This window comes from Ruegeria denitrificans, assembly GCF_001458295.1.
Classification (GTDB): domain Bacteria; phylum Pseudomonadota; class Alphaproteobacteria; order Rhodobacterales; family Rhodobacteraceae; genus Ruegeria; species Ruegeria denitrificans.
Map to the genome: position 1 here is coordinate 105,137 of NZ_CYUD01000011.1, position 26,287 is coordinate 131,423.

The window sequence follows — 26,287 nt, forward strand, 5'->3', positions numbered from 1 at the left end:
GCTTTGACGGACGGTAGCGACAGGACCGCACATGGACAATCCCGAATGGGCGCGCATATTGCGGGGCATGGAACAAACCTCGGATATCCTGATCGTGGGCGGCGGCCTGAATGGCCCGGCTTTGGCTTTGGCACTGGCGCAGACAGGCCATTCGGTCACCGTTATTGACGCGTTGGCCGAGAAGGTGCGCAAAAACGCCGCCTTTGACGGTCGTGCCTATGCGCTTGCGCTGGCCTCGCAGCGTTTGCTGGATGCGATCGGAGTATGGGATCGTGTAGCCGAACACGCCCAGCCCATGCTGGAAATCAAGGTCACCGATGGGCATGCGGGTTCTGGACCTTCCCCCTTCTTCATGCATTTCGACCATGCCGAGATCGAAGAAGGCCCGATGGGCTATATGGTCGAAGACCGCCACTTGCGCCGCGCCTTTCTGGATGCCATGGCCGAGGCAACAGGCATCACCGAAGTCAGCGGCAGAACCGTTGTCGCACAGGATTGCAGCGCAACGGGTGTAACGCTGACCCTGGATAATGGCAGAACCCTGACCGGCCAAATGCTGGTCGGCTGTGACGGTCGCCGCAGCGGCACCGCCACGCGTGCGGGCACTAAGCGTTCCGGCTGGGACTACGGCCAGACTGCGCTGGTTTGCGCCATCGAACATGACCTGCCCCATCATGGCGTGGCCCATCAGTTCTTCATGCCACCCGGGCCGCTGGCCATTCTGCCCCTGACCGGCAATCGCAGCTCGATTGTCTGGAGCGAACGGACCGAGACGGCGCAGCACATCAACGCCCTGCCCGAGGACGAGTACTTGCAGGTTCTGCGCCCCCGGTTCGGCGATTTTCTGGGTGACATCCGCCTGCAAGGCGACCGGTTCACCTATCCGCTGAACCTGACCATCGCCAATTCCTTCATTGGCGAGCGCATGGCGCTGGTCGGAGACGCCGCCCACGGTATGCACCCCATCGCAGGGCAAGGTCTGAACGCGGGTCTACGCGATGTCGGAGCGCTGGCCGAGGTAGTGACGCTGGCCGGACGGCGCGGCGAGGATGTCGGATCCGTTCTGGTGCTGGAACGCTATCAGGAATGGCGGCGGTTCGACACGGCAGCGCTGGCCATGGCGACGGATGTGTTCAACAAGCTGTTTTCCAACGACAATCCGCTGCTGCGGATTGGGCGCGACATCGGGATGGGAATCGTGGGCTCTCTGCCCGGTCTGCGTCGGGGATTCGTGCGCGAGGCCGCCGGACTGACCGGTGACCTGCCAAAACTGCTACAAGGCCGCCCAATCTAATCCAGTTCGCGCGCCTCATCGACCAGCATTACCGGAATCCCATTGCGGATTGGAAAGGCAAGATTGGCCGCCTTGGACACCAGCTCTTGCTTGTCGGCATCATAGTGCAAGGTTGTATGCGTTTGCGGGCAGATCAACGCCTCAAGCATATGCCGATCAAAAGGGTGTTCAGTTTCGGTCATTGCAGCTTTTCCTCATTCGTTCCGCCGCGCATGGCGAATTCTATCAATGTCACTAGCGTCTCACGCCGGGTGCGCAGACAGGGGGCTTCAAGCAGCGCTTGCTTTTCCTCGGGATCGAAGTCCAGCAGCATCGAAAGCGAATTCACCAGAAGCTCATCATCGGCGTCTTTCAACGTTTCCCAATCCGTCGACAACTGGCGCGAGGTGAAAAACCGTTCCAGCAGTCCCATGAATGAGGCACGATCAAATCCACCATCCATCTCGGCCTTGCCCAAATCACGATCAAACCCACCCCACGATACGGTGCAGCGCCGGTATGGGGTAAAGGCGTCCAGCTCGGACTGGACGCGAAATCGGGAAATTCCGGTCAGAGTGATCAGATAACGGCCATCCTCGGTTTCCGAAAACTGCGTCACGCGCCCCGCGCAGCCGATCTGGTGAAGCTTGTCTTCTTTGCTCTGACACGGGTTCGGTTGCACCATGCCAATCAGACGCTCCTGCGTTTTCAGGGCGTCGTCCAGCATCTGCAGATAGCGCGGCTCGAAGATATGCAGCGGCAGGCGCGAGCGGGGCAACAACAGCGCCCCCGGCAATGGAAAAACGGATACCGTTTCCGGTAGGTCAGCGGGATGCATCATGTACCCGAGTGTAGCTCTGATCGCGATTTAGGCAAATATCATCGAGCTGAGCTTGCGCCGCCCGTTCAGAACAATCGGATCATTGGGCTTTAGCGCGTCGAAGATGGTGAACAGCTGAGCTTTGGCGGCGCCGTCATTCCATTCACGGTCGCGACGGAATAGGTCCAGCAATTGCGCCACGGCCTCTTCCACATCACCAGTGGCGTGCAGCGCCTGCGCCAGATCGAAGCGCGCCTGATGGTTATCGGGCTCAGCCTCGACCGCTGCGGTCAGCTCGGCCACGGGGCCGGCATCAGCAGCCTGCTTGGCCAGTTCCAACTGTGCATGCGCGGCTTCCAATTCGGCCGAGTTGGAAATTTCGGCAGGCGCGCCGTTCAGGATGGCTTCGGCCTGTTCCAGATCGCCTGACGCGATATGCGCGCGAACCAGCCCGCCATAAGCCGCGGCATGGTTCGGGTCTTCGCCCAGAATCGCAGCAAAGGTCTGGGCCGCGTCGACGGCCGCGCCTTCGGCCAGCATCTCTTCGGCGGCTTCAACCGCGTCGTCTAGCTGACCACCGGGGCTTTCGCCGCCCGCAGCTTCGATCACACGGTCGACAAAGGCCTTGATTTCAGACCCCGGTTGCGCCCCCTGAAACCCGTCCACGGGCTGGCCTTTGAAAAAAGCATAAACGGTCGGAACCGACTGAACGCGCATTTGCGAGGCGATCATTTGCGCCTCATCCACGTTGATCTTGACCATCTTCACCGCACCTTTGGCGGCGATTACGGCTTCTTCCAACAGGGGTATGAGGGTTTTGCACGGCCCACACCAGGGTGCCCAGAAATCCACGATAATGGGCGTTTCCTGAGAGGCCTCGACCACATCGGCCATAAAGGTTGCCTCGGACCCGTCCTTGATCAGATCGGTGGCCTCGGGGCTGGCTGCGGCGTTCAGAAGGTCCATGGTTTTCACTCTCCGGTTCGAACTTGCGCCCTATATGCAACCGCTGGCAGCGGAAACCAAGAGCCGAGTTATGCAATTACAGGTCGAAAGTCGCAAAAACCGGCGCGTGGTCGCTGGGTTTCTCCCACCCGCGCGCATCGCGCAGGACGCGGCTGGAATGGCCCGCATTCGAGATATCGGGGGTCGCCCAGACGTGATCGAGCCGCCGCCCTTTGTCAGCCGCGTCCCAATCGCGCGCACGATAAGACCACCAGCTGTACAACTGCCCCTCAGGAATATCCTGACGGGTGATATCGATCCAACCGCCCGCATCCTGGGTTTCTGCTAGCGCCTCAACCTCGATCGGGGTGTGCGAGACAACCTTGAGCAGTTGCTTGTGCGACCACACGTCATCCTCACGTGGGGCGATGTTCAGATCGCCGACCAGGATAGATTTTTCCGGCTTTTCCGAATGGAACCAGTCGCGCATATCCGAGAGGTAGTCGAGCTTTTGCCCGAACTTCTCATTCTTTTCGCGATCCGGAATGTCGCCACCCGCAGGGACATAGAAATTGTGGATCGTCACGCCATTTTCCAACCGCCCGGCAATGTGGCGGGCGTGGCCGAGGCCCGCGAAATCCTTGTCGCCGACCTCTTCCATTGGCAGGCGAGACAGGATGGCGACGCCGTTATATCCTTTTTGCCCCCGCGCTACCATGTGCGTATAGCCCAGTTCTGCAAACCCTTCGGTAGGGATCTTTTCGACCGGCGACTTGCATTCCTGCAGGCATAGAACATCCGGCGCTTCTTCCTGCAGCAATTTCAGCACGATGGGTTCGCGCAGGCGGACCGAGTTGATGTTCCAGGTGGCAAGGGTAAAGGTCATGGAGGATTCCTCTGTCGCGATTGGGCGGAGGTTAGCGTGGCGTGGAATTAGGCGCCATGACAAAAGGGGCCAGAACGTGGGATTAAAAGTGATTGCAGCGTTGATACGATTTCCGTTGGTTCAAACCACTAAATATAGGAGCAATTGCGGCCTCCAGAGCATTCCACTCACTTCGATACACCAGAGGCCGCACCGACAAATGTGTCGGCAGCGAAACCGGCCGAGGTAATTCAAAGCGGAATCGCATTCGAATATTTGTATCTAAAAGGAATCAAATCAATATTTTTCCGCGCGTAAATGTTAAAATTTGCGCGCGGCCCATACCTAATTACTTTCTTACAACATGTTAAGAGAACAAAATTTCTTCAGGACGCATAGCTTTGTCGTTTGCGAACGATCCAATAGCTGACGGACCTTTCTACATCGTCTAGAAAATGTTGACAGTTCAAAGCTTGCCGATTCACTGTCCCCGCAAATGACATAATAGATTTGAAAATACTGTGAATTTCCCTCCGTTAACATCAGGTTAATGTGTGAAATATTAAAAAAATCCATGTAGTTTTTTTACGAGTTGAACATGGGTAAACAAAGCAAAAGGGAGCTGTTCCCACCATTACACTCTTTTGAGCCCTGCACGCAGGTTTCAAACAAGGACGGCTCCCTAATACCTTTACCGGAAACCATTAGATACGCGATTCCAGTTGCCGTGTACTTTCTTCTGTTGGCCTTTTGCCTTCTGGAAGCTTCTGTCGAAAGATACGTGTCGATCTTGATGTGAAAGACATGGAACGTAGTTTGTTCGCGCACTGCCCACACAAAAAAAGGCCGGGCCATCAGGCCCGGCAGTCCAACAGGGAGGTGCATGTCAGAACCCGGACATGCACGGGTTGCAATTAACTTAATTGCACATCCAGAGTATCACTTTGATCCACATCAATCCACAACGAGTTAAGAGACCAAACGATATCCACCCGATTCTGTGACCAAAAGGCGCGCATTTGACGGATCGGGCTCAATCTTCTGACGCAAACGATAGATGTGGGTTTCCAGCGTATGGGTGGTGACACCGGCGTTATAGCCCCAGACCTCGTGCAGCAGCACATCGCGGGCAACCACTCCATCAGTTGAACGGTACAGGAACTTGAGAATGTTGGTTTCTTTCTCGGTCAGCCGGATTTTGCGATCCTCTTCGGTGATCAGCATCTTCATCGCAGGCTTGAACGTATACGGCCCCAGAACAAACACCGCATCCTCGGATTGTTCATGCTGGCGCAGCTGAGCACGGATACGGGCCAGCAGAACCGGAAATTTGAACGGTTTCGAGACATAATCGTTCGCACCGGCGTCCAGGCCCAGAATGGTATCTGCGTCGCTGTCATGGCCGGTCAGCATCAGAATCGGGCTTTTGACGCCTTGCTTGCGCATCAGGCGGCACAACTCGCGTCCGTCAGTATCCGGCAGGCCGACGTCCAGAATGACCAGATCGTAAATCGCTTCACGCGCCCGCTCCATCGCGGACTGACCGTCATGGGCTTCGAACACATCGAAATCCTCGGTCATCACGAGTTGCTCGCTAAGCGCCTCGCGTAGGTCTTCATCGTCATCCACCAGCAGGATTTTCTTGAGCTGAGCCATGTCCGGTCCTCCTAAGCCTTTTCCACCACTTGCGTGCGCAAGATGCAATCAACAAGGTTTGCTGCAATCGTCTCACGCCCTCGTGTCCGAAGCAGAGGAAATGTTTCACATTTCCGTCTTATCAGGCTACAGGAAAACTAGAACGTTACAGGGTAACATAGATGAGTCTGATCCCGGATATCTCAGAATTGCTGGCGCGGGCCCGCGCCGATCTGCGCATGGGGGTTCCTGTTGCGCTGACTGACGACAGCGGATTCAGCGTGCTGGCCATTGCGGCCGAGACTTTGAGTGCGCAGCGGCTTGCGGACTTGCGTGGCCTTGGGGGCGAGCCGGTGGTTGCCGTCACCGTACGACGTGCCGAAACGCTGAAGGCCCGGTCATATGATGGCGATCTGGCGCGTGTGATCATCCCTGCCGATGCGGGTATTACCTGGGTTCAGGCGGTGGCCGATCCGTCAGATGACCTGAACGCGCCGATGAAGGGCCCCCTGATGACCGAACGTCAGGGCAACGCCAATTTGCACCGCATCGCCGTCACGCTGATCAAATCGGCGCGGTTGCTGCCTGCAGCTGTTGTCATGCCCATTGAGGATGGGCGTGGTTTTGCTGCGGCACATGGCCTGACATGCATTGACCACACCCGCGCTGCGCCACATCTGGCCGATCGCAGCGAATTGCATGCGGTGGTTGCCGCCCGCCTGCCGATGGAAGTGTCCGAGGCCGGCCGGTTGCACGTATTCCGCCCCGAAGACGGTGGCGAGGAACATTATGCTGTCGAGATCGGCCGCCCGGATCGGGACAAACCGGTTTTGGCCCGGTTGCATTCGGCCTGTTTCACCGGCGACCTGATGGGCAGTCTGAAATGCGATTGCGGCCCACAATTGCGGGGCGCGCTGGCACAGATGGGCTCGGAAGGGGCCGGGGTGCTTCTGTATCTCAATCAGGAAGGCCGCGGCATTGGCCTAGCCAACAAGATGCGCGCCTATTTCCTGCAAGATCAGGGGTTCGACACGGTCGAAGCCAATCACAGACTGGGATTCGAGGATGATGAGCGGGATTTCAGACTGGGTTCGGACATTCTTAAGTCTCTGGGGTTCAACTCGGTCCGGTTGTTAACCAACAACCCGGCGAAGATCGCGATGATGGAGAAAACCGGGATAGCCGTGACCGAGCGTGTGCCGCTGAAAGTTGGCGAAACCGCCCATAATCGCGGGTATCTTGCGACCAAGGCGGCCAAATCCGGGCATCTGCTGTGACGCCGCATGATCTGGTTCTGACCCCACGCGGAGTGCGGTTTGCCGGGCACGTCATTCCCTGCTCTATCGGCAAAGGCGGATTGAGCCACGCAAAACGCGAGGGGGATGGTGCCACGCCCACTGGCGTGCATCATATCGTCGGGATGCTGTACCGACCGGATCGCATTGCTAAACCGGCTTCATGGGCGATTCCCATCGGTCCGCACGACTTGTGGTCAGATGATGGGCGGGACGACCAGTACAATAACCTGGTCAGCGCGCCCTATGCCTTTAGCCATGAAAAGCTGCGCCGCGCTGATCCGCTGTATGATCTGGTTTTGATTACCGATTGGAACTGGCCCAATGCGGTTCCGGGTCGCGGATCGGCGATCTTCATTCACCAATGGCGCCGCCCCGGATACCCGACCGAGGGCTGCGTTGCCTTCCGCCGCGACCACCTGCATTGGATCGCACGCCGGATTTCGCCGGATACGCGGTTGATTATTCCTGCGGCCTGACCCGTTCGCCAAAGATGGCTGAACCCACGCGCACATGGGTTGCCCCCAAAGCGATGGCTTGTTCGAAATCGCCACTCATGCCCATCGACAGCCCCTGCAAGCCGTTGCGTTCCGCAATTTTGGCCAGCAATGCGAAATGCAGCGCAGGTTCTTCATCGACCGGCGGGATACACATCAGACCCTGAACCGGCAGTTCCAGCCCACGGCACTCTGCAATGAAAACATCGGCATCGGCGGGCAGGATACCAGCCTTTTGATCCTCTTCCCCGGTGTTGACCTGAATGAACAGGTCCGGGCACGTTCCGATCTCTTGCGCCAGCCTTGCCAGCGTTTTGGCCAGTTTGGGCCGGTCGACCGAGTGGATGGAACTGACCAGTTCCATCGCCTGACGGGCCTTGTTGGTTTGCAGCGGGCCGATCAGGTGCAGATCAATGTCTGCGAACTGTTCCATGAAGCCTGGCCATTTACCAGCGGCCTCTTGAACCCGGTTTTCACCAAAACAGCGATGACCCTGTTCCAACACCGCCTGCACGCGTTCATCCGGCTGCACTTTTGACACCGCGATCAATTTGACAGACCCGGTGAGCCGTCCGGCGGCGGTTTCGGCTTTGGTGATGCGGGCGGTGATATCTTGCAGCGACATAAGGTTCCTCAATCTGTTTTCAGCGCAGGAAAACACCATGTCGGCAAAAAAGAAAAGGGCAGGTCCAAAGACCTGCCCTTAAACCTTGCGGTTTCAGATCAACTTAGAAGTTGAACTGCGCACCGAAGTCAGCAACGGTCTGCGAGTCGCAGATGTCACAGTCGTTGACACCGATACCACCGCGCAGCGATGCACCGCCGCCCAGGTCGTAGATGGCACCGATGGCAACCTGCTGCAGGTCAGCATCTGCGTTACCGTCACCGTAGGTGAACAGCAGGGTGGTTGCAGCGCCCAAGTTGTAGGAAGCCGACAGACCCCATGCGGTACCGTCAGTTGCAGTAACTTCAGTGGCGTCGTCTGCAACAAACAGCGTACCGCCGAAGTCACCCCATTCACCACCCAGGGTCAGAACGGTCAGGCTCGGGTCACTGACACCGGAAACGCCGGAGTCGGTTTGACCGTAAGCTACTGCAGCGGTGATGTTGTTGAAGGTGTAGGTTGCGCTGACGTCCCAACGGTCACCGGAGACTTCCGAACCGTTCACAGCAAAGGTGCGTGTGTCATACGACGCGCCAAAGGCAAAGTCGCCAACTGCGTACTGGAAGAACACAGCGTTCGCGCCCGAACCGGTCGAGGAGTACGCCAGGAAGTTGTAGTTAACGCCCGAATACTGACCTGCAAACAGTTCCAGACCAACTTCGTTACCGTAGTAGTTTGCCAGGTTGTCGAACGAACCGGCAACGTTACCAGCGTCAACACGCAGACCACCGTAGATGACCGAGAAGCGCGCGCCGTTCAGGCCTGCGCTGTTGGCTTCGCCAGTCGACGAGTCTTCGTCAGCTTGCAAACGAACACGACCCTCAAAGCGAACGCCGCCGTCGGTTTCAGTGAAGCCGTCGATGTTCAGACGGAAGCGCGATACCAGGATCGCGTCGTCGGTGTCGACAACAACCGACGTAGCGGACGTAGCTGTGTTGCTTGGTGTTACGATATTGGTAACGGCACCTACACGGTCTTCTTGGTAGCCAATACCAAAACGGCCGTAACCGCTGAAGTTTACACCGGAATCAGCCGCTGCGACGCCTGCGGTCGCAATCAGAGCTGTCGATGCGAAGAGAACTTTTTTCATCTTGTTTCCCTCGGTTTCAAAAGTTTTTCTACTCGACACATGCCTAAGCACATGTCTCAGCACGGGAACCGTTTCGCTCTTTTTGCCCCCATCACGCAAGCTTGGCATAAATGACTCGGGTGCATTGGGCAGAAATTGGTGCAAGGATGCCACAGTCCATTTTCGGGCTCCAACCAGCCCGACGTCCACCGATATGTGACAATAATAGGGTTGTTGCTGAACGGGTCCTTGTCTAGGAGTAACAATTGACAACGTAGACCAAAGTGAACAGGACCAGTCGACAATGCGCCTGCAGACGATTTTCGGTTTGATCATAGTGACTGCTGCCGTGTCGGCTTGTGGTCAGAATCGGGGTGCCGCGCCAAATCCGAATTCATTGGCTACCGGCGGCAATTCTGAAGAACAAGAACTCAACGATCCGAATCGTTCGACCATCTGGGATGTGTTCGACACCGCTAATGCAGAACAAGTCACAAATGTTAATCGCTATCTTTGGACGGCGTCGCTGGATGTTTTGAATTTCCTGCCCATTCAGGAAGTTGATCCCTTTACCGGGGTAATCGTAACCGGGTATGGCACGCCTCCTGGCGGGGGCCGGCAATATCGCGCAACGGTTCATATCAGCGACCCGGCCCTGGCAGCGCGTTCTCTGTCAGTCTCGCTGCAGACCAGCGGCGGCGCCCCGGTAAGCGCGGCAACGGCCCGCGCGGTCGAGGATGCGATCCTGTCCCGCGCCCGTCAGTTGCGCATTGCGGACAACAAGTTCTAGCAACTCGTCGAAAATCGCACTAATACCACGCCGGGCTCCTACCCGGCGTTTTCATTCACGAAGGACCGCACGATGTCGCGCTACTCGGCCAACGAAATCGAAGCAAAATGGCAAGAGGCCTGGGACAAGGCCGGAATCTTCACCGCCGACCACAAGGCGGACAAGCCGAAATACTATGTGCTTGAGATGTTCCCCTACCCGTCTGGTCGAATCCATATGGGGCATGTGCGCAACTATACGATGGGTGACGTGATCGCGCGGCACAAACTGGCGACGGGGCACAATGTATTGCACCCGATGGGTTGGGATGCATTCGGGATGCCAGCGGAAAACGCGGCGATGGCCATTGGCGGCCACCCCAAAGACTGGACCTATGGCAATATCGCCGACATGCGTGGGCAGATGAAACCATTGGGCCTGTCGATCGACTGGTCGCGTGAGTTTGCCACTTGTGACCCTGAATATTATGGCCAGCAGCAGGCGTTGTTCCTCGATATGCTCGAGGCCGGGCTGGTCTATCGCAAGAACGCCGTTGTGAACTGGGACCCGGTCGACATGACCGTTCTGGCAAACGAACAAGTGGAAAACGGCCGCGGCTGGCGCTCTGGCGCGCTGGTGGAGCGCCGCGAACTGACGCAGTGGTTCTTCAAAATCTCGGATTATTCCGAGGAATTGCTGGACGCGCTGGATACGCTGGAGAACTGGCCCGCCAAGGTACGTCTGATGCAGGAAAACTGGATCGGCAAGTCACGCGGACTGCAGTTCGGGTTCGAACGCACCGATGGCGGTGAGCCGATCACGGTATACACGACTCGGCCCGATACTCTGATGGGCGCGTCTTTTGTCGGTATCTCACCTGATCATCCGATTGCCAAACAGTTAGAAGCTGAAAACCCAGAAGTTGCTGATTTCGTCGCTGAATGCCGCAAAGGCGGCACCACCGAAGAAGCCATCGAGACAGCCGAAAAGTTGGGTTATGACACTGGTATCCGGGTTAAACACCCGCTGGACCCGAATTGGGAACTGCCAGTCTGGATCGCGAACTTCATCCTGATGGACTATGGCACCGGCGCGATCTTTGCCTGCCCGGCGCATGACCAGCGCGACTTGGATTTCTGCCGCAAATACGGTCTGCCAGTGGTCGACACGTTCTTTGGGCTGGAGAATGATACACCGGTCGACAAGATCGCGTTTGTGCCACTGAAGACCGAAAAAGTCCGCTGGGTGAATCATTTTGCGGGCCTGACCGAAGCCACGGGTGATGAGGCGATCAACACCACCGTCGATTTCGCTGAAAATGCCGGTTGGGGCGAGGGCGTCACCAAATACCGCCTGCGCGACTGGGGCCTGTCACGCCAACGCTACTGGGGTTGCCCGATTCCTGTCGTGCATTGCGAATCCTGCGGCGTGGTGCCCGAGAAAAAAGAAAACCTGCCCGTCCGCCTACCCGACGATGTCACCTTCGACAAACCCGGCAACCCGCTGGATCGCCACCCGACCTGGCGCGATTGTGCTTGCCCCGCCTGCGGCGCCCCCGCCCGGCGCGAGACCGACACGATGGACACGTTTGTCGATTCGTCATGGTATTTCGCCCGTTTCACCGCACCGCGCGCGGAAACACCGACCGATCTGGCCGAGGCCGAATACTGGATGAATGTCGACCAGTACATCGGTGGTATCGAGCATGCGATTCTGCACCTGCTCTATTCGCGTTTCTTCGCCAGGGCGATGAACATCACCGGCCACTTGCCGAAGAAAGCCATCGAGCCCTTCGATGCGCTGTTCACCCAAGGCATGGTCACGCATGAAATCTATCAGACCCGCGACGCAAACGACCGCCCAGTTTATCACCTGCCCGAGGATGTGACCGACGGCAAACTGGCTGATGGCACTGAGGTCGAGATCATCCCCTCGGCCAAGATGTCGAAGTCCAAGAAAAACGTAGTCGACCCGGTCAGCATCATCTCGGCCTTTGGCGCGGATACGGCGCGCTGGTTTGTGCTGTCCGATTCGCCCCCCGAGCGGGACGTGGAATGGACCGCTTCGGGGGCCGAGGCGGCGTATAAGCACCTCAGCCGAGTGCATCGTATCGCCTCGGACATCGCGGGGTCCGACACCCCGGCCAACAGCGAAGACGAAACCCTCCTGCGTGAGATGCACAAAGCTATCCATGATGTGACCGGCGGTGTCGAATCCTTTGGCTTTAACGCCTCGATCGCCAAGCTTTATGCTTTCACCAACACGCTGGCCAAGTCCAAGGCGGGCACGGTCGCGAAACGCGAAGCCGCCAAAACGCTGGCGCAGTTGATGTCGCCCATGACCCCGCACCTGTCCGAGGAGCTGTGGCAGCTGTTGGGCGGCGAAGGGCTGGTTGCCACCGCAGTCTGGCCCGTCGCGGATCAGGCGATGCTGGTCGACGACACAGTCACCCTGCCGATCCAGATCAACGGCAAGCGCCGCGCGGAAATCAGCGTGGCCAAGGATATGGCCAAAGACGAGGTTGAAAAAATCGCGCTCAGCACCGAAGCTGTGCAAAAGGCGCTGGATGGCAATGCGCCGAAGAAGGTTATTGTTGTCCCGGGCCGGATCGTGAATGTCGTTGTTTAATCGCAGAACTCTGTTGCTGATGCCGCTGGCGCTGGCCGCCTGCGGCTTTGAACCGGTTTACGCACCCGGCGGTTCGGGCGCTGCCCTGAACGGCAGGGTCGCTGTGTCGGCCCCGAATTCGGTCGACAGCTATTTACTGGTCCAGAATCTGGAACAGCGCCTTGGGCGCAGCGCCACTTCGGGCAACAAATACGATCTGAATGTAAACGTCTCGACGACTTTCCGGAGGTCGGCGATCACCTCAACAAACGAAACCAATCGCTATACTATCGATGGCAGGTCGAACTACACGCTCAGATCGAATGAAACCGGCCAGATCATTGCGTCCGGCAGGGTCGAGAATTTTGTCAGTTATTCAGCTGCAGGATCGACGGTTTCAACATTGGCGGACGAACGCGACGCCCGCGAACGGCTGATGGTGATTTTGTCAGATCAAATCGTAAACGAGCTCTACGCCGCGCCGGGCCTTGGTTCATGAAGCTCAGCCCGCGCGAGGCTGAAGGGTATTTCACCCGACCTGACGCCAACAAGGCCGGGCTTTTGATCTACGGCGCGGATGCGATGCGTGTGGCGCTGAAACGCCAGCAGGTTCTGAAGGCGTTGCTGGGCCCCAATGCCGAAGAAGAAATGCGCCTGACCCGAATTCCGGGCGCGGATTTGCGCGGCGAACCCGCCCTGTTGCTGGACGCGGTCAAGGCCGTGGGCTTCTTCCCCGGACCTCGTGCTGTTTTTGTCGAAGACACCACTGACGCCTCCGCTCCCGCGATCATCGCTGCATTCGAAGACTGGGCCCCTGGCGATGCCCAGATTATCGTCACAGCCGGTCAACTCAAACCCAGCTCGAAAATCCGCAAAGCATTCGAGGCGCACCCCTCTGTCTATGCGGTCGGCATCTATGACGATCCGCCCTCACGGGCCGAGGTCGAACGGATTCTGGCCCAGGCTGAGCTGCGGAACATCCCCCGCGATTCGATGTCCGCCCTTGCCGAACTGGCCACTGGGATCAGCCCCGGTGATTTCACGCAAACTATTGATAAGCTGTCGCTCTATAAGCGCGGCGACAGCTCTGAACTGACCATCGAAGATATCGAAGCCTGCGCGCCCCGCTCGACCGAGGCCGCACTGGACGATGTTCTGAACGTCGTCGCCGAGGGCCGCGCCGGAGAGATCGGTCCGCTGATCCGGCGGTTGCAATCGCAAGGCACCAATGCGGTCAGCCTGTGCATCGGCGCGACCCGACATTTTCGTACTCTGTATGCCTGCGCCTCGCACCCCGGCGGGGCCGCGCAGGGGATCGGCAAGCTGCGGCCACCGGTCTATGGCAAGCGCCGCGACAGGATTTTGCGACAGGCCCAAGGCTGGGGGGCACCCAAATTGCAGACAGCGTTAACGGTGCTGACGGACACCGACCTGTCACTGCGCTCGGCAGGACAGACCGCGCCCGCCATGGCACTGGTCGAACGAGCAATGATCCGGCTGGCGATGTTGGCCCGGTCCCGCTAACCAGCCCGCAACCAATCCACAGCTCCGCGCCCCGCCCATTTCCCTGTAGCCAGGCACGCGGTCAGCAAATACCCCCCGGTCGGGGCTTCCCAATCCAACATCTCTCCAGCGCAGAACACGCCGGGCATTGCGGTCAGCATCAGTCCGTCATCCAACGCGGCGCGCCTGACGCCTCCGGCCGTTGAGATTGCTTCATCCATGGGGCGCAGGCCAGCATGGCGGATCGGCAGACGCTTAAGCACGCCGGACCACTGCGCCTGTGGCATCGCATTGCCCTTAACCATCTCATGAAACAGCGCGACTTTCTGCGGAGGCAGGCGAAGGGACTTTTTCAGCCATTGCGACAGTGTGGCTTTGGATTTCTTCGCAGCCAACCGGGAGTGCAGCGTCACATGGTCCAGATCGGGCACAAGATCGACGAACAGGTCCGCACCGGCGCGCAAAGCCGGGGTCAAAGAATACAACCCGCCGCCCTCAAGCCCCGTTGCCGATATCGTGGCTTCTCCGCGGCTGTCCAGTTCTCCGGCCATCCAGCGTACCGATTTCAGTGCCGCGCCAAAATGCGGGGTCATGTGGGTGCTCCAGTCTACGGACAAGGCGGAATTCGCCGGCGCAAAGGGCGCAAGCGCGACGCCTTTTTGCTGCAGAGTTTCTGCCCATTGACCATCTGACCCGAGCCGCGCCCAACTGGCCCCGCCCAGCGCCAGAACGGTCACATCCGACGTCAAGCTCTGCATCCCATCGACCGTCTCGAAAACCAGTGCGTCGTTATCCCACCCTAACCAACGCCAACGGGTTCTGATTTGAACGCCCGCGCCCTCAAGCCGCCTCAGCCAGGCGCGTAAAAGAGGCGAGGCTTTCATCACGGTCGGAAACACCCGCCCGGTCGACCCGGTAAACAGCTCCTGCCCCAAGTCCCGCGCCCAGTCCTGCACCCCGGCAGCGTGGAAATCAGAAATCATCGGGCGCAGCCAGTCCGCCGCCTCTCCGTAAGATTGCAGCAAGGTTTCAAGCGGCTCATCCTTGGTCAGGTTCAGACCCGATTTGCCCGCCATTAGAAATTTGCGCGCGATCGAGGGCTTGGCCTCTGCCATCAGCACATCATGGCCAGCTGCGGCGAGTTCCCCAGCCGCCATCAGGCCTGCTGGTCCGGCCCCGATCACAACTGCCTGCGCCATTTACGTCCCCTTGCCTTTCACGCCATCCAGCGCAAGTTTGTACCTGCCATGCCAGAGAGCGATCCGATCTGCCCACTCTGTGACCGCCCCATCCCGGATGGGGGCGGCAGCTTGCACCATCTGATCCCAAAACTCAAAGGGGGCAAGGGCGGTCCCACGGTTTTGCTGCATGTGATTTGTCACAAAGAGATCCACGCCACCTTGACGGAGGGCGAATTGGCCCGCGCGTTCCACACAATCGAGGTCCTACGCGCCCACCCGCGTCTGGAAAAATTCTTGACCTGGGTGCGTAAACGCCCGCCCGGATTTCGATCGAAAGTTCCGGGCAAACGGCGCGGACGCTGATCAGCCGGGCCGCACCGGGTCACCAAAAGCGTCTCGAAGGGATGCCGACAGCCCCTGAACCTCTAACCCCCGATAGTCCGGCGCCGGTGCGAACTGCGCCCCGGCGAGGTGCTGGAATTCCAACGTGGTATAAGGGCGTTTCCACAGCCATTCGCGGTTTTCAACGGACCAGAGATCCGGGTTGGGTGGCTGATCATCGGTGAAGGCATAGAAATGCAAATCGAAACCGTATTTGGCAACATCCTGCACCGATAAAAGCCGCATGCCCTGCGCGCGGCAGAACGCATCCTCGGCAGCGATGTCGCCTGTGCGCAACGTGATCTGGCCAATGCAGGCTTTGGCGAAGGGGTCGGCGGGGTCGGCTGCGTTTTCAGGACGGTTGCCCTGAAAATCATGTTGCAACAGCTCGACTACAAACCCCTCAGGGTCTTTCAGGTGGCACAAATAGCCAATGTCGAGGAACTGTTTCGGGTCCGAGACCTCGACCCCCTTCGCCCGCAAATGAGACACCGCCAAGTCAACATCCGGCACGGTGATGCCGATCTTCCAATACCGCTGACCGCCATCATGGGTGTATCCGCCACCGCCCGGCATCAGCAGCAGGTCTGCATCCTGCCCTACATAGCCAACGCGGCAATTCGGCCCCTGCGCACGCGCCGTCATCCCCAGAACTTCCGTATAGAACCCGGTTAACTGCCCGGGGTTGGCAACACGTAGCAGCACAGCGGATAATCTCATCGGCACATCCTTGCGATTCCGGTGGCAATCTCAGGATCCGCGGCCAGGCTGTCCGCCACCAGCTCATGCGCCGTTGGCATCAGTTGATCGGGGTCGACCACACGGTCGACCAGGCCGAATCCATAAGCGTCGTCTGCCGTGATCTTTTGCCCGGCCATCAGAATCATCTTGGTGCGTGATGGCCCGATCAAGGCGGTCATACGCACCGGGTCAGAAGGCTGTGGCAGGAACCCCAGCTTCATCACCGGATAGAAGAACTTGGCCTGCGGGACCGCGATACGAATATCACAGGCCAACACCATCCCATTGGCGCCCCCCGCCAGCGTTCCGTTCAGAGCAGCCACTGTCAGACACGGCAATGCCGCAATGGCGCCCGACAACCTCTCCCACAGATCCGAGGTTGCCAGTCCCGCTCGGGCCTCATCCAGATCTGCGCCGGCGCTGAACACCTTGCCCGCGCCCGTCAGGATCAAGGCCCGCGCCTCGGTTGCGGCTTCGGCAATCTGAACCAGTTCGCTCAACATCGCCGCGGTCAGCGCATTGGCCTTTTGCGGGTTGTTGAGCGTGACCGTCCACAACCCGTCCGCCTTGGTCAGTTCGATCACTTCAGCCCTATCCTTTGGCGAATGTCTTCGCGCCGCAGCGAGATTTCAGTGCCCAGAAACTCATCCGCGTCTGGCGAGCACATCCACAATAGCGCCCGCGCGGGCCAATCGGCGGGGATGTGATCATCCCAATCCAGCTGGCTGACGGCATTGATGCCGCTGGCTTTGATCACCCTCTGCATCTCTGTTGCCACAGTACCCGGCGACAGGTTCATGGCGCGGATGCCGTGAATAGATTCCTCAAGATGCAGGCATTCGGTCAGCATCTTTGCCCCGGCTTTCGAGGCGCAATAATGGCTCCACGCTTCAATCGGGTTCGTCGCTGCACCCGAGGAAACCGTGATCACCGTGCCACCGCCCGCCACACGCATAACCGGCAGAGCCGCGCGCATTCCGTAGAAGACGCCTTTGAGGTTGATGTCGATTGCCTGGCTCCACGCCGCGACGTCGGCGTTGGACAAATGAAAGATCGGATCAATGACACCCGCATTGCCGATCAAAACGTCCAGCCCGCCAAAACGGTCGACACAATCCGCAACGACCTGTTCGATTTGCGCGAAATCACTGACATCACATTGTAGTGCGATGGTGTTCTCACCCAATGCGGCGGCAAGCGCATCAATCTGGTCGCGGCTCCGTGCAACCAGCGCGACATTTGCCCCGGCTGCGGCAAATACGCGCCCTGCCTCGGCCCCGATGCCACGACTGGCCCCTGTTATCAGTACGGTTTTACCCTGCATATGGACCCTGTACCTCCGATGTTTTTAGATTGTGTGAATCTTTACCGCGCCAATGGGGAAAGGGTCCAGCCCTTGCCCCTTGACGCCCGGAGCCTCAGGCACGACGATGCCGCCAAATTTGATCAAGAAGGGTTCTCAAATGTCCGCTTTCCTCCGCCGCAGCAGCGGCGCAGTTTTGGCCTATGCCGTTATCACCCAGGGCGCGTTCGCCGATGTCACTGCCCAACAGGTCTGGGATGACTGGCAGACCTATTTGTCCCAGATGGGATATACGGTGACGGCGGAGCAATCCATCTCGGGCGGGGTGACCACGATCACCGATATGAGCGTTGTCGCCGCCGTGCCCGACACCGAAGGGTCGTTCAAGATGACCGTCCCGCAAATGACCCTGACCGAAAATGGCGATGGCACCGTCAGCATTGGCTTCCCCGAAAACTTTCCCATGACCCTGTCCGGCGAGGAAGAGGGCGAGGCGTTCTCTGTCGATCTCGAATATTACCACAGCGGGCTCGAGATGGTTGTCTCGGGCCAGCCAGACGACATGACCTATGACTATTCCGCACCCACGCTTGGTATGAAACTGGGTGGTGTTCAGGTCGAAGATGAGACCCTGCCCGACGACATTCTGGGCGTGGATTTCAAACTGACCGACCTGACCGGCAACTCGCGGATGAAAATTGGCGAAACCCGTACTGTGGATCAGAAAATGACCGCTGCCGGGCTGACATATGATATGGCATTCACCGATCCCGAAAGTCCGGACAAAGGCAGTGTCGACGGGTCGATGGACCAACTGACCTTTGAGGGCACCAGCGTGATCCCGGCGGATTTCGACGGCACCGATCCGCAGACTTTCTTCCAGGGTGGCTTCTCGTTCTCAGGTCTGTTCACCTATGCTTCGGGCAAGGCCGCGATTGAGGGGACCAGCGAAGGTCAACCGTTTTCGATGGGTACCGAATCCCAAGGCGGCCGGTTCGGTGCCAGCTTGGACGACCAGCGTCTGGCCTATGATATCGAACAGAACAGCGCGAAACTGGCGGTGACCACGGCAGACCTGCCATTCCCGATTGAAATCGCGATGGCCAAGACCGGGCTGGGTTTCGAATTTCCCGTACAGCAATCCGAAGAAGAGCAGCCTTTTGGGTTCTCGATCAACATGACGGACTTCACCATGTCGGATGTGTTGTGGAGCATCTTCGACCCGGCAGGCGCCCTGCCGCGCGACCCGGCGACCATTGCACTGGATGCCACCGGAACCGCAAAAATCCTGACAAACTTCTTCGATCCGGCATCTATCGAGGCCCTGGAAACATCGGGTGAAGCACCGGGAGAGCTGAACTCGCTGAAAATTAACGAATTGCTGATTTCGATGGTCGGAGCGAAACTGACCGGTGACGCAGATTTCACCTTCGACAATTCAAACACCGAGGAATTTGACGGGCTGCCGACCCCAGCGGGTGTGGCGAATCTTCAACTGGCGGGCGCCAACGCGTTGATTGATACACTGATCACCATGGGTCTGATCGGGGAAAGCGACGCGATGGGTGCACGCATGATGATGGGCCTGATGGCTGTTCCGGGCGACGAACCGGATACGCTGAATTCGAAAATCGAGTTCACCGAAGACGGCCAGATTCTGGCCAATGGTCAACGTATCAAGTGATATTGGCTGGGCGAAGCTTAACATTATCAGAGCTTCGCCCTTCTCCTGTCTTAGGTCAAAATCAGGCCCACCAAACTTGCAACGGAAGATCACGCAACATCTAGCTTTCACCTGAGACGCCCTTTGTGCGTGCGAAGGCCTTGAACTGCTGTGCGCGGGCCTTGCAGATTGGAAACACTTTCCAACAAATTAAAGTTTCTTTGAAAATGGACACCCATTGGTCGTTCTGGTTGAAATTATGCCGAACTTAAAGGGTCTGGCGTGGAGTCTATCCGCCCTGAGGTCTTGCGGGACGGGCAGTCCAAGGCTAGGTCAAATGCAATGCAACCGGAGGCCGCATGACCCTTACACCTGAAGACATCAGCCATTCCCTGCTGGACGCGGCCCGCAAGGCCGGGGCCGACGCGGCGGATGCTATTGTGATCGACGGTTCGTCGGTCTCGGTCGAAGTCCGGGGCGGGACGCTGGAACATGCCGAACGGTCCGAAGGCACCGATCTTGGGCTGCGTGTGTTTCTGGGCCAGCGGCAGGCGATTGTGTCCAGTTCGGACAGCAGACCAGAAACGCTGATCGCGATGGCCGAACGTGCCGTGGCCATGGCCCGCGAAGCCCCCGAGGACCCGTTCACCGGCCTCGCCGATACGGCACAACTGGCCAAGGATTGGGACCTGCCTGCACTGGAATTGTTCGACCCTACCCCGGAACCGGCAGCCGAAGATTTGCTGCGCAACGCATTGGCTGCCGAGGCTGCGGGGCTGGCGGTTCAGGGGGTCTCGCAAGTTTCCGACGCGGCAGCGGGATATGGCACGCACCGCGTGCATCTGGCGGCCACCAACGGCTTTTCCGGTGGCTATGCCCGCAGCAGCCGTTCGACCTCGTGCGTGGCGATCTCGGGCGAAGGCACCGGGATGGAGCGCGACTATGACGGTGACAGCCGTACCTTTCAAAACGACCTGCGCAGCCCCGAGGAAATCGGCCGCACCGCAGGTGAACGCGCCGTGGCGCTGGTCGGGGCACGAAAGCCTGCCACCGGGACATTCCCGGTACTGTTTGACGAACGCATCTCATCCTCGCTGATCGGCCATCTGATGGGGGCCAGCAACGGCGCTGCCATCGCGCGAGGGGCGTCCTGGCTGAAGGACTGTCTGGGCGAACAGGTGCTGCCCGAACATCTGTCATTGATCGAAAACCCGCACCGCCCACGCATTTCCGGCTCGCGCCCCTTCGATGCCGAAGGGCTGGCAACGCAGCAGCGCGCCATCGTCGATAACGGCGTTCTGACCGGCTGGACGCTGGACCTGTCCAGCGCGCGCAAGCTGGACATGACATCGACCGGAAACGCCGCACGTGGCGTGTCGGGGCCACCCTCGCCCAGCAACTGGAACCTGAGCTTGACCCAAGGCACCCACAGCCGCGAGGATCTGCTGCGCGACATGGGCACTGGGTTGCTGGTGACGTCGATGATCGGCTCGACCATCAATCCGAACACGGGTGACTATTCCCGCGGGGCCTCGGGGTTCTGGGTCGAGAACGGAGAGATCACCCATCCGGTCAACGAATGTACCATCGCGGGCAATCTGCGCGATATGCTGAAACGGATCATCCCGGCCAACGATGCGCGCCCTTATCTGTCGCGCGTGGTACCGTCGGTGCTGATCGAAGGAATGACACTTGCCGGCAACTGACCTGCAACTTCTGATCGACGCCGCATTAGAGGCCGGAAAGATCGCCACTCGATATTCGGGCACAACGGCGCAACGTTGGGATAAACCCAACGGCGCCGGACCGGTGACCGAGGCCGATCTGGCCGTCAACACGATGCTGGAACAACGCCTGCCTACCGCCCGGCCAGGCTATGGCTGGCTAAGCGAAGAGACCGAGGATTCCAGCGATCGGCTGACACGGGAGCGGGTGTTTATTGTCGACCCGATCGACGGCACCCGCAGCTTTGCCGAAGGGTCGCGTACATGGGCGCATTCGCTGGCCGTCGCAGACCGGGGAGAGGTGATCGCGGCAGTGATTTACCTGCCCCTGCGCGATCTGCTTTATACTGCGGCCAAAGGGCAAGGCGCGACACTGAACGGGGCCACAATCAGAGTCTCGGACATCGCAGCGCTGGAAACGGCTGAGATTCTGGCGGCCAAGCCCAATATGGACCCACGCCATTGGCGACAGGGTCAGGTGCCTGTTTTTGATCGGGTCTACCGCCCGTCACTGGCTTATCGCATGGCTTTGGTCGGGCAAGGGCGGTTCGACGGGATGCTGACATTGCGACCCAGCTGGGAATGGGACATCGCTGCGGGCGACCTGCTTATCCGCGAGGCGCGTGGATACTGTTCTGACCGCCTGGGGCATCCCTTGCAGTTCAATAACGCCCATCCGCGCCTGAACGGTGTGATCGCAGCGGGCAGGCACATCCATGACACCCTGCACGCGCTGCTTGATCCGGACAGTACCGGTATCCACCCATGAGCAAACCAGGATCCCTCAGTCTGGCGGCCTATCGGGTTCTGTCCTGGGGTGTGCCCAACGCGGCCAATCTGCCCGAAATTCAACGCCCCGAAGGCGAATTGATATGGGTCCATATCAACGCACAGGAACGCCAACGCGCGGTTGTCGATTTCTGCCACAGACTGCAGCAGGCCCGACCGACTTTGAACGTGCTGCTGACGGCACCCCCTGAGGCCGATCTGAGCCGCTGGGACCAGGGCGTCTATCCGCTGGTGAACCTGCCTCTGGAACAAACCGGGGCAGCACGGGCGTTTCTGGACTATTGGCACCCTGATATTGGCCTGTGGGTCGGCGGTGGTTTGATGCCCAATGCGATCACCCGCGCCGAAGAACGGAGCATTCCGCTAATTCTGATCGAGGCGCAGATCGACATCAAAATAGCACGCAGCGCCCGATGGCTGCCGGACATCACCCGCTATACCCTGGATTGCTTTCAATCCATTCTGGCCACGAAATCTGAAACCACGCGGACAATCCGTCGTCTCGGCATCACTTCGGGCAAAGTCACCGACTTGCCGCAGTTATATGTCAGCCCGAATCCAAAGCCCTGGCCCGAGGATGAACTGATCGAGACCAATCACGCGCTGGCAGGGCGTCCGGTCTGGTTGGCGGCCTGCGTGCAGGACAAAGAATTTATCTCGGTTCTCAGCGCCCATCGTCAGGCGCTGCGAATTCTGCCTCGTCTGACGCTGGTACTCCATGTCGCGGACACCGCCGAGGCCGAACCGTTGCACCGCAGGCTTGAGACGATGGACCTGCGCTGCACCAATTGGGACACCGGCGGTCAAATCGAGGATACCACGCAAGTCATCCTGTCAGCTGAACCCGAAGATCTGGGCCTGTGGCACCGGGTTTCTCCGGTCACGTTCATGGGCAGTTCGCTGGAACGTGGTGCGAGCGGGCACGACCCGCTTGTCGCCGTTGCCCTTGGGTCGTCCGTTATCCACGGCCCATTTGTGCACCGTCACCAGCAGATATACGACCAATTGGATCGAGCCGGTGCCGCCCGCATGGTCAGAACCGCAACTGAACTGGGCGATGCCGTAGTCGAGCTGCTGTCGCCGGACCGGGCCGCAGATATGGCGCTGGCCGGATGGCAGATTGTGTCCGAGGGCGCACCTCAGGCGGATCAACTGATCGACATGGTGCAGGATTCTCTGGATCAGCGGAGTGCAGAGTGATGCGAGCACCTGATTTCTGGAACACCTCCCCGGACCAGCTGAATTTGCAGGCCCGGTTGCTGGCACCGCTGGGCCGTGTCTATGCCGCCGCTACTGCCCGCCGGGTGGCGTCAGAACCCGGGATCAATCCGGGTGTCCCGGTCATCTGTATCGGAAACCTGAACGCGGGCGGCACCGGCAAGACCCCAACCGTGATCTGGATGATCGAGCAATTGCGCGACGCCTGGCATGAAACCCACGTGGTGACGCGCGGCCATGGTGGCTCGTTAGAAGGGCCTGTGCGGGTTGACCCATCCAAACATACCGCCGCGCAAGTCGGGGATGAACCCCTGTTGCTGGCCGCTTTTGCCGAGGTCTGGGTAGCCAAGGATCGCGCGGCAGGCGCACGTGCGGCGGCCGAGGCCGGGGCCACGGCGATTCTGCTGGATGACGGCTTTCAGAATCCCTCGGTCGCCAAGGATTTTTCAGTCATTGTAGTTGATGCGGCGCGTGGGTTCGGAAATGGGCTGTGCCTGCCTGCCGGGCCTTTGCGTGAACCGGTCGATATCGGATTACAACGCGCCGATCTGGTTCTGTCGCTGGGTGATGCTGCGGCGCAATCCCAATTTGCCGATCGCTGGGTACCGAAACTGACCGTGCCCCATGCCACTGGCGTAGTCGAGCCCTTACAAACCGGCATGGACTGGGCCGACACACCCGTTCTGGCCTTCGCAGGTATTGGTCATCCCGAAAAGTTCTTTGCCACCCTGCGCCAACAAGGCGCGTCGCTGTTGCGCGCCGAAGCTCTGGACGATCACCAACCACTGACCCCGGCGCTGATGACGCGGCTGGAAAGCGAGGCCCGTCTGCTGGGCGCGCAATTGGTGACAACGGAAAAAGACGCCGTGCGCCTGCCGCCAGCGTTTCGCAGCAAGGTCATTACGCTGCCCGTACGTTTGAAAGTGAATGAGGCCGGCAAGGTCCGGCAGATGCTGCTGGAGATTGCCCCTTCGCCTTAAGGTGCGACCGGTCCGTAAAGAACCGGTCGCAATAGGCAATTAGCTGCCCAGTTCTTCTTCGATCAGTTTCTTGAAATCGGCATAGGACTGATTTTCGACCTTTTTGCCGTTCACGACAAAGGAAGGGGTGGCCTGAACGCCGTCACGCTCGGCATTTTCCTGATACCAGGCCACCAGCGTCTGCGCGCGGATGCCATCCTGCAGGCAGGCTTCAAGCTGGTCATTGTCGATACCAGCCAAACGGCCGATCTTGCGCAGCTCGTCCACGATCTCGGCCGGGCCTCCGGCTTTGGTCCATTCGGACTGTCCTTCATAGATCAGGTCGGAAATGCCAAAGAACTTATCGGGTCCGTCACAACGCGCGACCATCGAGGCCCACAGGCCATAACGGTCAAAATACACCTCACGATAGATGAACTTGACCTTGCCGGTGTCGATGAAATCCTTTTTCAGTTGCTTATACGCACCCGTGTGGAAATTGGCGCAATGTGGGCAGGTATATGACGCATATTCGATGATCTCGACGGGCGCGTCTTCAGCCCCCTGCACCATCTCAACGATGGTCGAGGTGTCAAGATCGGCCTCTTGCGCCTCGGCGCTGCCGATCATCGGATAGGAAGTGGTGGAATTCGACAGCCAATAGCCGCCTGCGGCGATAGCAACAGCCACGCAGATTCCGGTTGCAATACGGCTCATTTCTCAGCCCTTTCTCAGCGTTTTTGCTTGGATAATACGTTACGGCCCAGACGTTCAAGGGCCGCGCGCAGATCGCCGTCACCAACGTCGCGCGCAGTCCGATCTGCCTCGGCTGCTATTTCTGGATCGATTTTGGGTTTTGCCGATTTCGGTTTGTGATCGAAACTGGCCTGCCCCTCGGCAAATCCTGTCGGAGCGGTCTGGGTGATGCGTACACGACTAATGGCGTTGTAACCGTAAACCGCGTTCACCTTTCCGCGTAGCTGTTCCTTCTGCATCTCAAGCATCGGGGCCTGCGGGCCGGTGGTCAGCACCGTCAGCGTCGCGCCGATCCCGCCTTTTCCATAGCCCACATTCACCGGGCGCGCGATGGCTGCCATATCCTGGCCCACAATCTCAGCCCAATGAGTCAGCAGGCGCGAGACAGCAAAGCCCCGGCTTTCACCGGCGCGCCTGATCTGTCCGTTCAGCAATGTCGCGGTGCGTTTAAACCCGCGGGTGGAAGAACGTCTGCGCTGCATCTGGTTTCCAACTCCTGCGCCGCTATTGTAAAGAGCGTGACACCGGGCGCCAGCGAAACCCGACAGGGAGATAGATAAAACTTGCGTGACACTCTTAAAAATGACCTGAGCTGCGCGTTACTGGACTGGTATGACCGCCATGCCCGCAAGATGCCCTGGCGTGTGGGGCCAGCCGACCGGGCCGCAGGTGTGATCCCCGACCCCTACAGGGTCTGGCTGTCCGAAGTGATGTTGCAACAGACCACCGTGGCCGCTGTACGCGACTATTTCACGCGGTTCACTGTACGCTGGCCAACGATTCAGGCATTGGCTGCCGCCCCGGACGATCAGGTCATGGGCGAATGGGCCGGTTTGGGTTACTACGCCCGTGCTCGCAACCTGCTGAAATGTGCGCGGGTGGTGACCGATCAGTATGACGGCGTTTTTCCCGATACCTATGACACCCTGCTGAAACTGCCGGGCATCGGCCCCTATACCGCCGCCGCAATCTCGGCCATCGCCTTCGACCGGCCCGAGACAGTGCTGGATGGCAACGTCGAACGAGTCATGGCCCGCTTGTATGACATTCACGACCCTCTGCCGGGTTCCAAACCTCTGTTGAATGACAAAGCCGCCGAACTGACGCCGACCGTGCGACCCGGTGACTATGCCCAGGCGGTGATGGATCTGGGGGCCACGATCTGCACCCCGAAATCTCCGACCTGCGGCATCTGCCCACTGCGTGATCCCTGTCAGGCCCGTGCGGCAGGCACCCAACCTGACCTGCCGCGCAAGTTGCCGAAAAAGCCGAAACCTACGCGGTTTGGCCATGTCTATATCGCCCAGCGCACGGACGGCGCCCTGCTATTGGAACGGCGCCCTGACAGAGGATTGTTGGGCGGCATGCTGGGCTGGCCGGGGTCAGATTGGTCAGAGGTTCCTGTGGAATCACCGCCATTTGCAGCAGACTGGCAGGTATTAGCGGGCGAAGTGCGCCACACCTTCACCCATTTTCACCTGATCCTGCGCATCTGGACGGCGCCATTGCCGGTGGACATGGCCCTCGACGACCTGATTGTGATGGAAAAACACGCTTTCCGTCCCAGCGACCTACCGACCGTGATGCGCAAAGCGCATGACCTCTGGCGCAACCGGTAACCCATTGTGTG

Annotated in this window: 27 protein-coding genes; 14 read left to right on the forward strand and 13 right to left on the reverse strand. The window is 59.1% G+C overall.

Annotation, left to right across the window (positions count from 1 at the left end; all coding sequences use genetic code 11):
- The first annotated feature begins 31 nt into the window (after positions 1-31).
- On the forward strand, positions 32-1,294 hold the full coding sequence (locus RUE5091_RS16840; RefSeq protein WP_243470809.1) for an FAD-dependent monooxygenase: 1,263 nt from the start codon (positions 32-34) through the stop codon (positions 1,292-1,294).
- Here RUE5091_RS16840 and RUE5091_RS16845 read toward each other — a convergent pair.
- The 5 genes from RUE5091_RS16845 to RUE5091_RS16870 form a co-directional block, all read right to left on the reverse strand.
- Positions 1,291-1,476, reverse strand: coding sequence for a Trm112 family protein (locus RUE5091_RS16845; RefSeq protein ID WP_058283103.1), 186 nt, complete (start codon positions 1,474-1,476; stop codon positions 1,291-1,293). The two genes, RUE5091_RS16840 and RUE5091_RS16845, sit on opposite strands and share 4 nt — an antisense overlap.
- Positions 1,473-2,114, reverse strand: a complete 642-nt coding sequence (locus RUE5091_RS16850; RefSeq protein WP_058283104.1) for an LON peptidase substrate-binding domain-containing protein — start codon at positions 2,112-2,114, stop codon at positions 1,473-1,475. Before RUE5091_RS16850 ends, RUE5091_RS16845 begins: the two co-directional genes overlap by 4 nt.
- A gap of 27 nt (positions 2,115-2,141) precedes the next feature.
- Positions 2,142-3,059, reverse strand: coding sequence for a thioredoxin family protein (locus RUE5091_RS16855; RefSeq protein ID WP_058283158.1), 918 nt, complete (start codon positions 3,057-3,059; stop codon positions 2,142-2,144).
- 76 nt (positions 3,060-3,135) lie between these two features.
- On the reverse strand, positions 3,136-3,924 hold the full coding sequence (locus RUE5091_RS16860; protein ID WP_058283105.1) for an exodeoxyribonuclease III: 789 nt from the start codon (positions 3,922-3,924) through the stop codon (positions 3,136-3,138).
- A 948-nt stretch (positions 3,925-4,872) separates the two neighbouring features.
- Positions 4,873-5,559 (reverse strand): response regulator transcription factor, encoded by a 687-nt coding sequence (locus RUE5091_RS16870; RefSeq protein ID WP_058283107.1) that lies wholly within the window; start codon positions 5,557-5,559, stop codon positions 4,873-4,875.
- A 161-nt stretch (positions 5,560-5,720) separates the two neighbouring features.
- On the opposite strand from RUE5091_RS16870, the gene ribA reads away from it, so the two are divergent.
- Together ribA and RUE5091_RS16880 are read left to right on the forward strand one after the other, a co-directional pair.
- Positions 5,721-6,815: a GTP cyclohydrolase II gene (gene ribA, locus RUE5091_RS16875; RefSeq protein WP_058283108.1), complete on the forward strand. Its 1,095-nt coding sequence runs from the start codon at positions 5,721-5,723 to the stop codon at positions 6,813-6,815.
- Positions 6,812-7,312, forward strand: coding sequence for a L,D-transpeptidase family protein (locus RUE5091_RS16880; RefSeq protein WP_058283109.1), 501 nt, complete (start codon positions 6,812-6,814; stop codon positions 7,310-7,312). The genes ribA and RUE5091_RS16880 overlap by 4 nt, the downstream gene beginning before the upstream one ends.
- On the opposite strand, the gene RUE5091_RS16885 is transcribed toward RUE5091_RS16880, so the two are convergent.
- Both RUE5091_RS16885 and RUE5091_RS16890 read right to left on the reverse strand, forming a co-directional pair.
- The gene (locus tag RUE5091_RS16885; protein ID WP_058283110.1) at positions 7,296-7,955 is read right to left on the reverse strand and encodes a YggS family pyridoxal phosphate-dependent enzyme; all 660 of its coding nucleotides are present in this window, start codon (positions 7,953-7,955) and stop codon (positions 7,296-7,298) included. The two genes, RUE5091_RS16880 and RUE5091_RS16885, sit on opposite strands and share 17 nt — an antisense overlap.
- Before the next feature lie 103 nt (positions 7,956-8,058).
- Entirely contained in the window at positions 8,059-9,084 is a 1,026-nt protein-coding gene (locus RUE5091_RS16890; protein WP_058283111.1) for a porin, read from the reverse strand.
- A 283-nt stretch (positions 9,085-9,367) separates the two neighbouring features.
- Between RUE5091_RS16890 and RUE5091_RS16895 the strand changes: the two genes are divergently transcribed.
- The 4 genes from RUE5091_RS16895 (at position 9,368) to holA (ending at position 13,963) form a co-directional block, all read left to right on the forward strand.
- Positions 9,368-9,853, forward strand: coding sequence for a DUF3576 domain-containing protein (locus RUE5091_RS16895; RefSeq protein ID WP_058283112.1), 486 nt, complete (start codon positions 9,368-9,370; stop codon positions 9,851-9,853).
- A gap of 72 nt (positions 9,854-9,925) precedes the next feature.
- Positions 9,926-12,460 carry a leucine--tRNA ligase gene (leuS, locus tag RUE5091_RS16900; RefSeq protein WP_058283113.1) on the forward strand — a complete coding sequence of 845 codons (2,535 nt, stop codon included), beginning with the start codon at positions 9,926-9,928 and terminating at the stop codon, positions 12,458-12,460.
- Complete coding sequence (gene lptE / locus RUE5091_RS16905; RefSeq protein WP_058283114.1) at positions 12,447-12,938, forward strand: LPS assembly lipoprotein LptE; 492 nt, start codon at positions 12,447-12,449, stop codon at positions 12,936-12,938. Before leuS ends, lptE begins: the two co-directional genes overlap by 14 nt.
- On the forward strand, positions 12,935-13,963 hold the full coding sequence (gene holA / locus RUE5091_RS16910; protein WP_058283115.1) for a DNA polymerase III subunit delta: 1,029 nt from the start codon (positions 12,935-12,937) through the stop codon (positions 13,961-13,963). Before lptE ends, holA begins: the two co-directional genes overlap by 4 nt.
- On the opposite strand, the gene RUE5091_RS16915 is transcribed toward holA, so the two are convergent.
- Positions 13,960-15,141, reverse strand: a complete 1,182-nt coding sequence (locus tag RUE5091_RS16915; RefSeq protein ID WP_058283116.1) for a TIGR03862 family flavoprotein — start codon at positions 15,139-15,141, stop codon at positions 13,960-13,962. The two genes, holA and RUE5091_RS16915, sit on opposite strands and share 4 nt — an antisense overlap.
- 48 nt (positions 15,142-15,189) lie before the next feature.
- Between RUE5091_RS16915 and RUE5091_RS16920 the strand changes: the two genes are divergently transcribed.
- The gene (locus tag RUE5091_RS16920) at positions 15,190-15,486 is read left to right on the forward strand and encodes a hypothetical protein (RefSeq protein WP_058283117.1); all 297 of its coding nucleotides are present in this window, start codon (positions 15,190-15,192) and stop codon (positions 15,484-15,486) included.
- On the opposite strand, the gene RUE5091_RS16925 is transcribed toward RUE5091_RS16920, so the two are convergent.
- The 3 genes from RUE5091_RS16925 to RUE5091_RS16935 are packed head-to-tail and all read right to left on the reverse strand — an operon-like array spanning position 15,487 to position 17,569.
- The gene (locus RUE5091_RS16925) at positions 15,487-16,224 is read right to left on the reverse strand and encodes a VOC family protein (RefSeq protein WP_058283118.1); all 738 of its coding nucleotides are present in this window, start codon (positions 16,222-16,224) and stop codon (positions 15,487-15,489) included.
- Entirely contained in the window at positions 16,221-16,829 is a 609-nt protein-coding gene (locus tag RUE5091_RS16930; protein ID WP_058283119.1) for an enoyl-CoA hydratase/isomerase family protein, read from the reverse strand. Before RUE5091_RS16930 ends, RUE5091_RS16925 begins: the two co-directional genes overlap by 4 nt.
- Positions 16,826-17,569 carry an SDR family oxidoreductase gene (locus RUE5091_RS16935; RefSeq protein WP_058283120.1) on the reverse strand — a complete coding sequence of 248 codons (744 nt, stop codon included), beginning with the start codon at positions 17,567-17,569 and terminating at the stop codon, positions 16,826-16,828. The genes RUE5091_RS16930 and RUE5091_RS16935 overlap by 4 nt, the downstream gene beginning before the upstream one ends.
- Before the next feature lie 139 nt (positions 17,570-17,708).
- Between RUE5091_RS16935 and RUE5091_RS16940 the strand changes: the two genes are divergently transcribed.
- The 5 genes from RUE5091_RS16940 to lpxK all read left to right on the forward strand — a co-directional run bounded on the left by RUE5091_RS16940 (position 17,709) and on the right by lpxK (position 23,922).
- Entirely contained in the window at positions 17,709-19,232 is a 1,524-nt protein-coding gene (locus tag RUE5091_RS16940; protein WP_058283121.1) for a hypothetical protein, read from the forward strand.
- 338 nt (positions 19,233-19,570) lie between these two features.
- Positions 19,571-20,917, forward strand: coding sequence for a TldD/PmbA family protein (locus RUE5091_RS16945; protein ID WP_058283122.1), 1,347 nt, complete (start codon positions 19,571-19,573; stop codon positions 20,915-20,917).
- Positions 20,904-21,704, forward strand: coding sequence for an inositol monophosphatase family protein (locus RUE5091_RS16950; protein ID WP_058283123.1), 801 nt, complete (start codon positions 20,904-20,906; stop codon positions 21,702-21,704). Before RUE5091_RS16945 ends, RUE5091_RS16950 begins: the two co-directional genes overlap by 14 nt.
- Positions 21,701-22,924, forward strand: coding sequence for a 3-deoxy-D-manno-octulosonic acid transferase (locus RUE5091_RS16955; RefSeq protein ID WP_058283124.1), 1,224 nt, complete (start codon positions 21,701-21,703; stop codon positions 22,922-22,924). Before RUE5091_RS16950 ends, RUE5091_RS16955 begins: the two co-directional genes overlap by 4 nt.
- A complete protein-coding gene (gene lpxK / locus RUE5091_RS16960) occupies positions 22,924-23,922 on the forward strand; it encodes a tetraacyldisaccharide 4'-kinase (RefSeq protein ID WP_058283125.1) in 999 nt (332 codons plus the stop codon). Before RUE5091_RS16955 ends, lpxK begins: the two co-directional genes overlap by 1 nt.
- 39 nt (positions 23,923-23,961) lie before the next feature.
- On the opposite strand, the gene RUE5091_RS16965 is transcribed toward lpxK, so the two are convergent.
- Positions 23,962-24,618: a DsbA family protein gene (locus tag RUE5091_RS16965; protein WP_058283126.1), complete on the reverse strand. Its 657-nt coding sequence runs from the start codon at positions 24,616-24,618 to the stop codon at positions 23,962-23,964.
- A 14-nt stretch (positions 24,619-24,632) separates the two neighbouring features.
- Positions 24,633-25,139, reverse strand: coding sequence for a DUF721 domain-containing protein (locus RUE5091_RS16970; RefSeq protein WP_058283127.1), 507 nt, complete (start codon positions 25,137-25,139; stop codon positions 24,633-24,635).
- An 81-nt stretch (positions 25,140-25,220) separates the two neighbouring features.
- On the opposite strand from RUE5091_RS16970, the gene mutY reads away from it, so the two are divergent.
- A complete protein-coding gene (mutY, locus tag RUE5091_RS16975; RefSeq protein ID WP_058283128.1) occupies positions 25,221-26,276 on the forward strand; it encodes an A/G-specific adenine glycosylase in 1,056 nt (351 codons plus the stop codon).
- Positions 26,277-26,287: the final 11 nt, after the last annotated feature.